9 protein-coding genes and 1 pseudogene are annotated in these 14,427 nt (G+C 48.6%); 3 read left to right on the top strand and 7 right to left on the bottom strand.

Annotation, left to right across the window (positions count from 1 at the left end; genetic code table 11):
* Positions 1-400: 400 nt before the first annotated feature.
* Together parC and parE are read right to left on the bottom strand one after the other, a co-directional pair.
* Complete coding sequence (parC, locus tag FD01_RS10860) at positions 401-2,854, bottom strand: DNA topoisomerase IV subunit A (protein WP_056964274.1); 2,454 nt, start codon at positions 2,852-2,854, stop codon at positions 401-403.
* Positions 2,854-4,869 carry a DNA topoisomerase IV subunit B gene (parE, locus tag FD01_RS10855; protein ID WP_056964272.1) on the bottom strand — a complete coding sequence of 672 codons (2,016 nt, stop codon included), beginning with the start codon at positions 4,867-4,869 and terminating at the stop codon, positions 2,854-2,856. Before parE ends, parC begins: the two co-directional genes overlap by 1 nt.
* A 251-nt stretch (positions 4,870-5,120) precedes the next feature.
* Between parE and plsY the strand changes: the two genes are divergently transcribed.
* Positions 5,121-5,741 (top strand): glycerol-3-phosphate 1-O-acyltransferase PlsY, encoded by a 621-nt coding sequence (plsY, locus tag FD01_RS10850; protein WP_054718019.1) that lies wholly within the window; start codon positions 5,121-5,123, stop codon positions 5,739-5,741.
* A 103-nt stretch (positions 5,742-5,844) separates the two neighbouring features.
* Here the strand turns inward: plsY and FD01_RS10845 are convergent.
* A pseudogene (locus tag FD01_RS10845) lies at positions 5,845-6,773 on the bottom strand (DUF7916 family protein).
* Positions 6,774-6,935: 162 nt separating this feature from the next.
* Here FD01_RS10845 and FD01_RS10840 point away from each other — a divergent pair.
* Positions 6,936-8,150 carry an ROK family transcriptional regulator gene (locus FD01_RS10840; protein WP_056964270.1) on the top strand — a complete coding sequence of 405 codons (1,215 nt, stop codon included), beginning with the start codon at positions 6,936-6,938 and terminating at the stop codon, positions 8,148-8,150.
* 44 nt (positions 8,151-8,194) lie between these two features.
* Here the strand turns inward: FD01_RS10840 and FD01_RS10835 are convergent, their stop codons facing one another.
* The 4 genes from FD01_RS10835 to xerC form a co-directional block, all read right to left on the bottom strand.
* Positions 8,195-9,076, bottom strand: a complete 882-nt coding sequence (locus tag FD01_RS10835) for an aldose 1-epimerase family protein (protein WP_056964268.1) — start codon at positions 9,074-9,076, stop codon at positions 8,195-8,197.
* A 42-nt stretch (positions 9,077-9,118) separates the two neighbouring features.
* On the bottom strand, positions 9,119-10,522 hold the full coding sequence (gene hslU / locus FD01_RS10830; RefSeq protein ID WP_056964266.1) for an ATP-dependent protease ATPase subunit HslU: 1,404 nt from the start codon (positions 10,520-10,522) through the stop codon (positions 9,119-9,121).
* Between the two features lie 173 nt (positions 10,523-10,695).
* Positions 10,696-11,220 (bottom strand): ATP-dependent protease subunit HslV, encoded by a 525-nt coding sequence (gene hslV / locus FD01_RS10825; RefSeq protein ID WP_056964264.1) that lies wholly within the window; start codon positions 11,218-11,220, stop codon positions 10,696-10,698.
* Between the two features lie 72 nt (positions 11,221-11,292).
* A complete protein-coding gene (gene xerC, locus FD01_RS10820; protein WP_056964262.1) occupies positions 11,293-12,189 on the bottom strand; it encodes a tyrosine recombinase XerC in 897 nt (298 codons plus the stop codon).
* A 1,156-nt stretch (positions 12,190-13,345) separates the two neighbouring features.
* Between xerC and FD01_RS10815 the strand changes: the two genes are divergently transcribed.
* On the top strand, positions 13,346-14,311 hold the full coding sequence (locus tag FD01_RS10815; RefSeq protein WP_056964260.1) for a DUF4767 domain-containing protein: 966 nt from the start codon (positions 13,346-13,348) through the stop codon (positions 14,309-14,311).
* Positions 14,312-14,427: the final 116 nt, after the last annotated feature.

Raw genomic sequence — 14,427 nt, 5'->3', positions numbered from 1 at the left:
AGAGACAGATTTAACTTTATAATATTTCATCTGTCAACTTGACAGGGACTAGTGCATCCATTCGTTTTTTTAATTTATCAAAGTCAGCCATTACTGTCTCCCCTTTCGTTTTGACCAGTCATCCATTTGCCTAAAGCCCGCCTGACTTCACGAGGCGCAATCCTGTATTTGCCAACACTGAGCCTACTTTCCTCAATTCATCCTAACATTCAAAGTATAGCAATATTGCTATTAGCTCGCTTCACAAATTTTCTGCAGCGCACGCAATAACTAAATCACGCCTTCACATCATCCATCACTGAAAAATATCATCTCAATGCTGGGTTCGGTCTATGAGCAGGTTCTCCGACTGAAATCAAAAAAGCAGCCCTGAATTCAATCAGGACTGCTCATCAACACATTAGTTCTCAGCGCTTGGTAAATCGATAATGGTTTCGGCATGTACATAAGTTGGCACGCCTTGGGTTTCCGTATCGATCACAAACGAGCCGTTGGAGTAACGGTCCCCATCAGGACTGGCATTTGGATCCAGTGGCACTAACGTATCGTTATCGGTTAAGACAGTCAACGTGGTATTGTCATCGACCACATTCATGGCGACAATGCGATGTGGGGCTTTCTTGAGCTCCCGCAGCACCATCAAGCCACGACGCGCACGAGTGGCGACGCCCATTTCTTTGAGCTTCATTTTCTTAAAGGCCCCGCGCTGGGTCAAAATGCCAACTTCGGTACTTTCAGGATCATCGGCTAATATAAAGTTCACCACGAAGTCTTGATCTTTGAGGTCAATGCTCTTGACCCCAGTAGCGCGCGCACCAATCACTGAGACTTCGCTTAAGGCAAATTGCAAGCCATAAGCTTGGTTAGTCACGGCAAAGACGGTTTGCTTAGACTCAGGCTCAACAAAGTAAGCATTGGTGACGACGGCATCTTTGGCTTTGAGCTTCATCCCCACCATTGGGCGACTCTTGTAGTTACGTTGCGGTTGCATGTCCGCCAAGGCGGTTTGTTTGATGTAGCCGTCGCTTGAACCTAAGACAAAGTTACCTGCTTGGGTTAAGTCATCAAAACCAAAGGCTGCGATCACTTGTTCGTCTGCGTCGATGCCAACGGTTTGGGATAAATGCTCGCCGGCATCTTTCCAACGCGCGTCAGTGATTTCATGCACTGGGCGATAGATCACATTGCCGTGGTTGGTGATGATGTACAAGTGCTGCAAGGTGCCCATTTCCTGATCGAAAATTGGAAAGTCTTTTTCTTTCAGGCCGTTATCCGAGGCATCGACGGCTTGATAACTGCGCAAGGACGAGCGCTTCATGTAGCCGTCACGCGAAACTAGTACCATCACGCGTTCGTCAGCGACGGTGACTGTGGTATCGACTTCCAAGGCTTCGATTTCGTTTTGAATCGTGGACTTGCGGTCATCCCCGTAAGTCTTGGCGATGGCTGCGAGTTCAGTTTCGATTACCTGGTCGCGAGTCTTTGGGTCACCGAGAATCGCTTGATAGCCGGCGATGGCTTTGGCCAATTGTGCGGCTTCAGCTTCGAGTGCGGTGATATCCGTATTCGTCAAGCGATACAGTTGCAAGGAGACGATGGCTTCTGCTTGCGCCGTCGAAAAGTCGTATTCTGCGACTAAGTTCTTCTTAGCATCCGCTTTATCTTTCGACCCACGAATGGTTTTGATCACTTGATCTAAAATGGAGATCATTTTGATCAAGCCTTGGACAATGTGTTCGCGTGCTTGAGCCTTGGCCAAATCATATTGCGTCCGACGGGTGACGACTTGTTGACGGTGTTTGATATAAGCTTCAAGCATCGGCTTGAGGCCGAGCTGCTTAGGCTTCATGTCAGCGATGGCCACCATGTTGAAGTTATAGGTCACTTGCAAGTCCGTGTTTTTGAACAAGTAAGTTTGAATGCCTTCAGCGTTGGCGTCTTTTTTGAGTTCGATGACCACACTTAAGCCAAAACGATCGGATTCATCGCGCACTTCAGCGATGCCGTCGACTTTTTTGGCCACGCGAATTTCGTCAATTTTTTTGACGAGGTCAGCTTTATTAACTTCATATGGCAGTTCGGAGACAACGATTTGTTGCTTGCCACCGCGTAAGTCTTCCACATGCGTCCGCGAGCGCACGACGATTTTACCGCGACCAGTTTGATAGGCTTGCTTGATGCCGGCCAAGCCTTGAATGATCCCGCCGGTGGGAAAATCTGGTCCTTGGACAAAATTCATCAACGCGTCGAGATCGGCGTCAGGGTGCTTCAACAAATATAAAATCGCGTTGATCACTTCGCGCAAGTTATGCGGCGGAATGTCCGTCGCGTAACCACTGGAGATCCCAGTCGCACCGTTGACGAGTAAATTAGGGAACGCTGCTGGCAACACGGTAGGCTCTTGCGCCGTATCATCGAAGTTCAACACCATATCGACGGTATCTTTGTCGATATCTTTGAGCATTTCTGCGGAGATCTTAGACAACCGGGCTTCAGTATAACGCATCGCAGCCGGCGGATCGCCGTCCATAGACCCATTGTTCCCGTGCATTTCAATTAACGGGGCGCGCAGTTTCCAGTCTTGAGACAAGCGCACCATCGCTTCATAAATCGAGCTATCACCATGGGGATGGTAATTCCCCATGACGTTCCCGACGGATTTGGCGGATTTGCGGAAACCTTTGTCAAAGGTGTTGCCATCTTCGTTCATCGCAAACAAAATGCGACGTTGAACGGGTTTTAAGCCATCGCGCACATCAGGCAACGCGCGTTCTTGAATAATGTATTTGGAATAGCGACCGAAGCGCTCGCCCATGACTTCTTCCAAAGTCATTTCTTGGATTTGATTGGCCATTACTTACGCTTCCCCTTTCGCAATTGTTGTTTGATCTTGCTGGCACCAAATTGCATGTTGGCATGATCAACGGTTTTGGTTTCGAGGATCGAGCCGTCATCATCGAGATCAAATTCGACGTTTTGTTCGATCCATTCCCGCCGGGGCTCCACACGGTCACCCATCAAGGTGGTCACGCGGCGTTCAGCTAATGCGCCATCTTCCACACGCACGCGAATCAAGGTCCGGGTTTCTGGGTTCATCGTGGTTTCCCACAATTGATCGGCGTTCATTTCACCTAACCCTTTAAAGCGTGTCAGCGTATAGCCTTTGCCCATTTTCTTGGTTTCGGCTTCGAGTTCTTCGTCAGTCCATGCATAGGCGATTTGAATGTTGGCGCCTTTGCCTTTTTGCAGGCGGTACAACGGTGGCAAGGCGATATAAACCTTGCCGGCATCCATCAATGGGCGCATGTAGCGGTAGAAGAAGGTGAGCAAAAGAATTTGAATATGCGCGCCATCGGTATCCGCATCGGTCATAATGATGACTTTATCGTAGTTGGCGGCATCGATGTCAAACTCTGCACCAACGCCAGCACCGATGGTATAGATCATCGTGTTGATTTCTTGGTTTTTGGTGATGTCGGCGAGTTTGGCCTTTTGCGTGTTTAACACTTTCCCACGCAACGGCAAAATCGCTTGGAATTTACGATCACGGCCTTGTTTAGCCGAGCCGCCGGCAGAGTCCCCTTCGACTAAGTACAATTCGTTCTTCTTGGCGTTTTTAGATTGGGCAGGCGTCAGCTTACCAGAAAGCAAGCTGGTGTCTTTCTTCTTGCGCTTGCCATGGCGAGAATCGTCCCGTGCCCGGCGAGCAGCTTCACGGGCTTCTCGGGCTTTAACGGCTTTGCGGACTAATTCTTGCGCTGCGGTGCCTTGTTCCATTAAATAAAAGCTGAGCTGTTCGTAAACCACCGCATCCACGACGGAACGCGCTTGCGGGGTGCCGAGCTTGCCTTTGGTTTGGCCTTCAAATTGCAGAATTTCTTCTGGAATGCGCACGGCCAAAACACCAGCTAAACCTTCGCGGACATCTGAGCCTTCAAGATTCTTATCTTTGTCTTTGAGTAAGTTGACTTTGCGGGCGAAATCATTGAACGCCCGGGTCATCGCCGAACGCAAGCCGACTTCATGGGTCCCACCATCAGTGGTGCGCACGTTGTTGACAAACGAAATCAGGTTTTCGGAATAGCCGTCGTTATATTGCCCGGCAAAATCCACCACTACGCCGTCTTTTTCGCCTTCAAAGTTGAAGACGTCAGACAGTGTATCTTTGCCTTCATTTAAGTATTTAACAAATGAGACTAACCCATCCGGATAATGGTAGATCTCCACGCGATCGGTCCGTTCATCCGTCAACGAAATTTCGATGTTCTTCAACAAGAACGCGGATTCACGCAAACGCTCCGCCAAAGTGTCAAAGGAGTACACCATGGTGGTAAAAATGCTAGGATCTGGTTTAAAGGTAATGGTCGTGCCATTAGGTTCGTTGACCTTGCCTAATTTTTGCAAACCGCCATCTGGGTGGCCGCCGGCGATGAAGTGTTCTTCAAACGCATGCTTATCACGAACGACTCGGACCGTGAGGCTTTCTGACAAGGCGTTGACGACAGAAGAGCCGACCCCGTGTAAGCCGCCTGAGGTTTTATACGAGTTTTGATCAAATTTACCCCCAGCGTGCAACACCGTCAAAATGACTTCAATGGTGGGCTTGCCGCTGGCGTGCATCCCCGTGGGCATCCCGCGACCATGGTCTTGTACCGTGATCGAGTTGTCTTTGTGGATGGTGACTTTAATTTTATCGCCGTATCCCGCCAAGGCTTCATCGACGGCATTGTCAACGATTTCATAAACGAGGTGATGCAAGCCTCGGGCATCTGTGGAGCCGATGTACATCCCGGGACGCTTGCGCACGGCTTCGAGCCCATGCAGCACCTGGATCGATGAATCCGTGTAAGCTGAACTTTGCGTATCCATTCAATTCTTCCTCTCTTTACAACATGTTACTAATGTACACTTGTGAGCCAGGAAACTAAAGCGATTTCCCATAAATCCCGCGGCCTGTCCAACTTAGCTCACAGGAGCGGAGTTCGACAGGCCAATGGATCAAGACTTCGCAAGCCTAAACTATTTTACGCGTCGTTTTCGCAATCGTCAAAAAAATGCTACAATAGCAACACGACTATACGCGGTACCCCTTGGGTCTGCAACAAAGGAGGGGCAGTTTTTTGACAATCGCCCTATGTTTTATACTCGCATACTTAATTGGTTCCATCCCCAGTGGGGTTTGGGTGGGCCAAGCCTTCTTTCACCAAGATATTCGCCAATCTGGCTCGCATAATATCGGCACGACTAACGCTTATCGGGTGTTAGGCCCAGTCGGCGGCTCAATCGTGTTGGTGATGGACATTTTAAAAGGCACGCTTGGCGCTAGTTTGCCGATTTTCTTTGGCATTGAGCAGCACTGGTTGGTGTTGATCGTGGGCTTAGCGGCAGTGGCTGGCCATACCTTCTCGATTTTCATCCATTTTAAAGGCGGCAAAGCCGTGGCCACTTCAGCTGGGATCTGCTTAGCCTATGACTGGAAATTTTTCTTGGTCTGCTGTGCAATATTTATCAGCTTGGTGATTTTGACATCGATGGTGTCGATTGCGTCAACTGTCGGCATGGGCATCGTCACGTTTGTCAGTTTATTCTGGCATGACTGGTTATTGACCATTGTCGCTTGTGCCTTGTGGATGGTGTTCTTGATCCGCCACAAGCAAAACTTCGCTCGGATCAAAGCCGGTACAGAAAATATGGTGCCGTTTGGATTGGGATTGTATTTGAGAAATCATCGGAAAAAATAAATTGATGAGGTCAGGCTTGTGCCTGGCCTTTTTTCGTCCAAAAAAACACTGGCAGTTCTTCCCCCGAAGCTGCCAGTGCTGGTTTTGCAAACCGATTCAATTTTTAGCGATAAATCGAGCGGGCCATGCGTTGCAAGTATGGCGTTGTCCGCGGATCGCCTTGCTTAAAGCAAAAATGGTATCTTCTGGTGAGATCACCCCCCAAGCGGCGTCGCCAACATGTTGAATGTCCACGCCGCAGATCTTGTTACGAATGCCGATTTGTTCCATGAAGCTGGCACCGGAACCTTCTTGACTGGTGCCGATAGTGCTCATCACTAAAGCGCCGTTAGCATGCGCGAGCTTCACGATTTCTTTGAGCTCAGCTTCATCAAAGCCTGGCACAGTGCCGACTGCTGGTACCAAGATCACGTCTGCACCAGCATCTAAGAACGCTTGCGTTGCTTCAACAGATACCACTGGTTCATTGACGCCGGCACCATGCATTTTACCGGCGATGATCAAGCCGGAAAATACGGACTTGGCCACTTTGATGTTAGCGGCGATTTGGGCATTTGTGACCCCAGTGCCAGGATTGCCAGTCAAGCAGACAAAGTTAAAGCCTAATGCTTCGGCAGCTTTCAATGTCTCAACGCTTGCCGTCCGCCCAGGCGCAATGGTCAAGCGATCTTCAGCCATATCGGCATTGGCGTCGACAGGTTCCAAGTTGACGCCGATCGGACGACCGACCAACTTTTGCAAGCGATGGATGGATTCGCCATCGTGATGAACCTTTGCCGTAGCCAATGAGTCTTCGCCAGAATATAACCCCACGATCAGCGGATTCAACACGTCAAACATATTCAATAAAATCAGATCCGCGCCAAACGCTGCGGCATATTCGCTGGTGGTGATGCCATCCATCGGTTCATGCACCACCACGTTTTCTGACAAGATCACGCGACCTTCAGACGCTTTGATGCTTTGTTTGAGCTGGGCGCCATTCATTGCTAACATATCGCTGGTATCAGCGGAAATTAAACGTTTAACCATTGAATTTCATCCTTTCGATTTTAGGAGAAAGGCCATGGCGGCATGATACAATGGGTGTATCACGATCTGGGAGGAGTTTCACCATGCCTTTCAACACTTTCTATGTTAATGGGAACGCTTGCTTTGTGCAATCATTCTGCGGTTAAGAAAAAGGCTTAATACATGTTTAAAACAACTAATAGCAAAATTGGCTCATTATCACCCACTCAACAAAAACGCTGTGCCCAATTACTCCAAGTCCTCTATCGCAAAGGACCACAGTCGCGCGCCCAATTAGCCAAGCTGACTGGTATCACGCAGGCCACTGTCAGTCGTGATTCAGCCTTGCTACTTGAACTAGCCATCATTGAAGAAGCCGGCTTAGAATCCATGCCGACGCATCATCCTGGCCCGCGCCAAACGCAATTGACGATTGCCAGTGGCGGCGCAGTGTATTTAGGCGTGGAATTAACCGCAGATAGCTTTAGTTTTGCTTTGACTGATCGCTTAGGTCACGTCTTGGCGCAACAAGTCATCACCCACCCAACACCTTACGATCGCAAGTTTTTAGATCAAACGCATTTGATCCGTCGACTACAACGTTTTCTCAAAAAGAATACTGCCCATCATCCGATTGCTTGTGGTATCGCCTTGCCAGGCCACTACATTGAAACGACACAGCGCATCGCTTCCAGCAACGCGGCGTGGTCCTTTTTCGATTTACAACCGGTGATTGCCGCGCTGGGGATGCCAGTCTATTTTGAAAACAACGTCAACTGCGAAGCTTTGGCGGAAAGTTTGATCGGCAAAAATCATGACGGTGAGAATTTCGTATACGTCCATGTCGCTCGCGGGGTATTTTGCGCCACCATCCACAATGGCGAAATGTACGGCACGAAAAACTTTGCCGTGGGCGAAATCTCGCATACCATCGTCAATCCTGAAGGCGAATTGTGTGATTGCGGGCGTCACGGTTGTTTGCAAACTTATGCCAGTCATGAATCTTTGGTCAAAAAAGCCCGCGTGCTTTATCAACATTCCCCTGATTCCACTTTACGGCAATTGGTCAAAAAGCCGGAACAGATCAATATCGATACGGTAATCACTGCGTATCAACTCGGCGACCCTGGCATTATCAACTTATTGACTCGCGCCGTGCGTTCACTTTCAGCAGTGCTCAACAATGTGGCCTTGTTGATCGACGCCCGGCGCATGATCGTGCACGGCAAGCTGTTTGATCAGCCGGAATTATCCCATCTCCTGCAAAGTTATCTCGATCAAAACCAATTTCAATTCACCGCCGTTGCTGCCCAACTTGTCATGGTCAAACCATTTCAGCCTTTAGACGGGGCAATCGGTGGGGCAATGCTAGCGGTAGCTAACATGTTGAAACCGTAAAAAACAGCCTCCTCAATTTGAGGAGGCTGTACTTGTATCAAGCTTTAGAAAATCGCGATGGAATACCCATGATCGAACACTTCGCCAGGTTCGAGCTTGTTGATACCGAGCTTATGCGTGAAGTCGCCATCAGCGTCGATGGTGTCGGCAATCCCCCACCAAGGTTCGATGCAAACAAAGTTGCCTTCCGTTGGGTATGGACTCCAAACGCCCATGTAAGGGGCATCTGGCATGGTCACTTCCACACCATGGCGGGTTTTTTCGGAACGAATGGAGAAAATGGTTTCCCCTTTGAGTTCGTAAATGATCGCATCATTTTTGAACAATTCGTGGGAAAGTTGTTGGTTGACGTCAGTCGCAGCCAACGTGCGGTGCTCATAATCGATACCTTCGCCTGCGATCAATGGAATTTGCACGCGAGATTTACGCGGTTTGAATTCCAAATAGTAGTCTTCAAACTTGGTGTCTTCAGACAATGGCACCACAAAGCCAGGATGGCCGCCGATGCCGAAGTACAGCGGATCTTTTTCATCTGGGTTGTCGACGCGGTAAGTCACATCTAAGACATTGTTGGTCAAGGTGAAAGTCAAGCGCAAGTTGAACACGAAGGGGTACATTTTGCGGGTGGCTTCAGAGTCTTGCAACAAGAAGGTCACAAACGTAGGTGTCGCTTGTTCCACTTCAAACTCCATATCGCGGGCAAAGCCGTGTTGGGTCATATGGTAAGTTTCACCATCATATTGGTAAGTGTCATTTTTCAAAGCACCGACCATTGGGAACAATACTGGCGCGTGCCGCTTCCACACACTGGGATCTGCTTGCCAATTATATTCTTGGCCGGTGTGGTTGTTGATGATGCTGGTGATTTCGGCACCATGTTCATCAATGGTGACCGTCAAAAAATCGTTCTTCAATGTTTGTGCCATGTTGTGACTTCCTTTACCATATACCCCTGTGGGAAATTTAAATTATAAAATGAACCGCGTCATGTCTTTGTCAGCGGCAATATTGCCGATCTTGTCGTCGACGTACTTGGCGGTGATGGTGATATCGCCGAGGCCCATGTCCGGCCCTTCATATAATACATCTTCAAGCAGCTTTTCCAAAATCGTGGCCAAACGCCGCGCGCCGATATTGTCGGTGTCGCGGTTGACACGAATGGCGATTTGCGCGATGGATTCGATGGCTTCTTTGGTGAAGGTGACATGCACCCCATCGGCGCCGATCAAAGCCATGTACTGCTTAACTAACGCATTGTCCGGCTCTGTTAGAATACGCACGAAATCGTTTTCTGTCAAATCTTTGAGTTCGACCCGAATCGGGAAGCGCCCTTGCAATTCTGGAATCAAGTCAGAAGGCTTAGCCGTCGCAAAGGCACCTGACCCGATAAACAGCACGTGTTCCGTGGACAATGGCCCGTATTTGGTGTTCACGGTTGAGCCTTCAACGATCGGCAAAATGTCGCGTTGCACGCCGTCGCGGGAAACTTCTCCGCTGGTGCGCTTGTCGCCACTGGCAATTTTATCAATTTCGTCGATGAAAATGATCCCGTTGTTTTCCGCCGACTTGATCGCATCATGATAAATATCGGCATGGTTGACCAATTTGTCGGATTCTTCTTTGATGAAGACTTCGCGGGCTTCTTTGACGGTCATCGTGCGTTGGACTTTCTTTTGCGGCATCATGTTGCCAAGCATTTCGCCCATGTCGATGCCCATTTGCCCGTACATGTCGTTGCCGCCAGTCGGTTTCTTAGCATCAGCCACCGTGACTTGAAGTTCGCGATCTTCGAGCAAGCCTTTTTCCAGTTGTTCCGCAACGGTCAAACGTTGATTGCGGATATCGTCAGTGACTTCACCTTCATCGACCTTTTGTTGTGGCATTTCGCCATTTTGCATGTTTTGCAACATGCTCATCATGTCAGCCATCGGATTGCTATTGGATTTCTTTTCTTTTTTAATGGCGGGCACGAGTAATTTGACCAAGCGCTTGTCCGCTTCGCGAGTCGCACGGGCACGCACGCCTTCAAATTGCTTGGCTTCTTCCATTTGGACCGCCACATCAGCTAAATCGCGCACCATGGATTCCACGTCGCGGCCAACATAGCCAACTTCAGTGAACTTGGTGGCTTCCACTTTAACAAAAGGCGCGTTAACGACCTTAGCCAAACGCCGGGCAATTTCAGTTTTCCCGACGCCGGTAGGTCCGATCATGAGTAAATTCTTTGGCGTGATTTCGCGCTGCATGGTTTCTGACAACTGCATACGACGATAACGGTTATATAAGGCCACTGCGACGGCTTTTTTGGCATCATCTTGGCCGATGACGTAAGCGTCGAGTTGGGCAACGATTTCTTTTGGGGTTTTGACCATGTGAGGGACTCCTCTCAGATTTGTGAGGTGTGATTGATTTACTTTTCTGTCGTCGAGCTACGCTGAACAATGCAACCATGGATAGCTACGCACTGAGCTTCACGCCAAAACCAGGCGTAAACCTCAGCGCTAGGCTACCCAGATTGCTAAGCCCGTTCAGCTTCGCTCTGGGTTTAATCGAAGCTTTCAACGATAATGTTGTGGTTGGTGAAAATATCGATCGAACCAGCAATGTCGACGGCTTCTTTGGCGATTTGCTTGGCATCAAGATCAGTGTGGCGGATCATCGCCATCGCGGCGGCTTGCGCGTAGTTACCACCAGAACCGATGGCGACCACATCTTCGTCTGGTTCTAAGACTTCACCGTTACCAGAAACCATTAATAAGTCATGTTCATCCATGACGATCATCAAGGCTTCAAGTTTTTGTAAAGTTGGGTCTTTGCGCCAGTCTTGGGCTAATGCGACGGCGGCGCGACGTAAGTTGCCGGCGTGAACTTCAAGCTTCTTTTCAAACCAGTCTTGCAAGGTGAAAGCATCTGCGACCCCGCCAGCAAAGCCGATCACGACTTTACCGCCGAAAATGCGCCGGACTTTTTGGGCGTTACCTTTGGAAATCACTTTTTCGCCCATAGTGACTTGGCCGTCACCGGCGATGGCGGTACGACCGTCTTTTCTTACTGCTGCAATGGTTGTCATAAGATTACCTCCGAAAATTGTGAATGTGACTAGTATATGGTGACAAGCTGTCACAAACATCCGTCTCAAGTCTTAATTGTGTTTGGGAAAATACTTCATGTAGTCATTTTTTAAATGTTCTGTGGTCATATGGGTGTAGATCTGGGTCGTCGACAAGCTTGCGTGCCCCAATAATTCTTGGACAGATCGCAAATCCGCACCGTGATCCAGTAAGTGCGTGGCAAAAGAGTGTCGCAACATATGGGGATGAATACCAGAAGTCAAACTGGTTTTTTTGATCAGCTGATCAAGAATGTACTCAATGCCCCGTGATGTGATCGGCCGACCATGTTGATTGACGAATACCGCATCGTGTTGTTGATCGAGCTTTTCCATCAAGGTGATGCGCCCATCATCTAAGTACGTGTGTAAGGCTTGCTTACAGTACGAGCCAAATGGCACATAGCGATCTTTGTTGCCTTTGCCGTGTACCAGCAACAATTCCAAGTCGAAATCAATCTGCGACAACGTCAAGTTCGCACACTCGCTGACCCGAATGCCTGTGCCGTACAGCACTTCTAACAAAGCGCGGTTGCGTTGATCAAGCGGCGTATCCCCGTCAACTGTCGCGAATAAGCTTTGAATTTCTTCTTCATAGAAAAAATCGGGCAAATGGTGATGGCTTTTGCGCGTTTCCACCAGTTCAAAGGGATCACTTTTGGCTTGATCCATTCGAATCAAATAACGATAAAAACTGCGCAAGCTGCTCATTTTTCGGGCAACGCTGGCGCGCGATAGCTTGCGGTTGGACAATTCGGTGAGATAAGTGGACACATCCAAGTGATCGACATGGGCAAAGTCCTTAAAACCGCCATTGGCTTTGAGAAAATTGACGAAATCATCGATGTCTTCTTGGTAAGCCTTCTTGGTTTCAGCGGAGTAATGCCGCTCGACCAGCAAGTATTGCAAAAAATCATTGACGACCTGCATACGCTTTCCCCCTTGAAAATACCTTAACACATTTTCAGTGTCTAGACCAAAAAAATCCGACTGCACAACTTGCACCTCATGCCACGCCAATCGTGCCGTTGACCCTTTTACTTAAAAGATACCAAACATTTACAAATGTTTCTCACTATTAATACTTGCTTTTATCTTTTGAAGGCGTTATCATGATGACGATATCCATGAGGAGTGAGCGGCTTAGCGCAGGTCACCCGTACCACTTCGCGACGGGCGGAAGTGCCCGCTAAACTGTGAAGACAATCCCGTAGCGACTGGGCTTAACTGTCGAGCGCCGCTAGATCTTCAGTTCCAGAGTGCCGGCATAGAAGGGTCCCCGTTGTGGACTCAAACCAAGCAACCGCCGGGTGAACCACCCTCACGGTAACGTGGGAAGCCAGTCGACGTCTGTGCGCGAAAGGCAGTGCAAAGCCTATTAGCGACCAAAGTGGTTAAGGCCTAAGAAGCCAAGGCTCGCAGAAACGTACTTGAGTTGTAAGAAAACTGTATGAACGTAATCAAATCGGCGTTAAAGCCACAAGTCTGCGAAATGGGCAACTGTTTCGTGGATTTGTTGTGCTTGACCAAATAAAACCGCATGCGTTGTCTTGAAAGGCAATGGCATACGGTTTTATTTTGCAAGCGATCCAAAACGAGGTTCACCAATGCAGCCAGACCAACGATCCGGATCACATTACCAATGTTTGCGCCCTTTGGCCAAGTTTTCCCGATCTGGAGTCACCCCAACATCGAGAATATGTTGACTTAAACCAGTTTCTAAAACGGTATGTATTTGCTTGTGCTGCAAACTCACTTTGCACTTGTTATTTTTTGACTTACTCTTCCGCAATTTTTTTGTGGCAATTGATTTAACACGATGATCGCCATGGCCGATCGGGATTTCTTTTCGCCGAGAAAAATGCTCACGCCTTCAAAATCGTTTGATGTTTTTCAATCTGAAACGATACGCTTGTTTGTGACTGCAAAAGCATAAAAACCTTCGCGCTGCGACGTTATTCGTCACTTTCACCAAAGAAAACGACAGAGGGTGTCGTTTTAAGTGATTTCTACCCTTCAACCTTGTTGTCTTTCACAAGCCACCACATAATCACAAGTGAATCAGAACAAACTTTGGAGGCTCAAAATGAAACGATCATGGCTCATGTTAGTCGGGACTTTGGTATTACTCAGCGGATGTGGCGCCGGCACCAAACAAGCAGCGTCTAGCAGTTCGTCGACCAAATCCAGTCAAAAACAATCCTCATCAAAATCGACATCCAGCAAAACGGCATCAAGTCAATCATCCAGTGCCAGCAGTAGCAGTACTAAAACGTTAGCATGGAGCGCCACGCAAAATCAGCGCTTGCTCGACTTTATGACGACATTTGGCAGTCAAATGAATCAGGCTTACACTCAGTGGCAAACAAACGCAGCGCCACAATGGTTTGGCCTGGATCTCGCGCAATATTATGCTGATCATCCAGAAGTCACGTTGAATGGCGCCAAGCAAAGCGTCAACTGGATGCCAAACGCAGGCCAATTCAGTCGAGATGCTGCTAACATTGTCGCCGCCTATGTCGATACCCATGACACGATCTTATATTTATTTGCCATTATGCCTGACGGGACTGGACAAGCCTGGGTCGTCCAACAAGCGGGCATGCCAGCAACGGTCAAGAAAACCAGCAATCAACAGGTCAGCTCGGCGTTCACCACGATCGTTAACGGTCAAACGCCAAGCGATGCATCAGCAAGTTCGAATGCTACCAGCGTCAACACCAAAAATCTGACCCAGCCGCAAATTAAAACTTGGATCTTACATAACTTGCAAAAACAAGCGCCGGCTTATGCCAAATACACCGTCGATGCTTTTGACTGGACGTTTTCAACCGATCAGCTCGGTGAATCTAGTATCGAGGTTTCAGTCAACCACGCCTACACCAATGCCCATTACGGCACTAACGCCGATCCTAATTCGACTGAAGAAGTTGGGTTGTTCGTCATTAACTCAAAAGGTCAGTTAACCGTGGCCAACTTCGGGAGTTTCGGCTCGTCAGCGCAAGGGCCAAAAGATGGCAGTAACACCATCATCGCCACCAGTTATAACTAAACGCAAAAAATCCGCGGCCTCACACCTGAAAAAGATGTGGGACCGCGGATTTTTAAATGCTTCCCGCGTTTTACAATCAAGTTAGCCACTATCGTTAGCACTCAGACAAAATAAAA

Origin of the sequence: Lacticaseibacillus manihotivorans DSM 13343 = JCM 12514 (assembly GCF_001435035.1) — a bacterium.
Lineage (GTDB): Bacteria > Bacillota > Bacilli > Lactobacillales > Lactobacillaceae > Lacticaseibacillus > Lacticaseibacillus manihotivorans.
The sequence above is the reverse complement of the archived record's forward strand: the minus strand, read 5'-3'. Positions and strand labels throughout refer to the sequence as shown.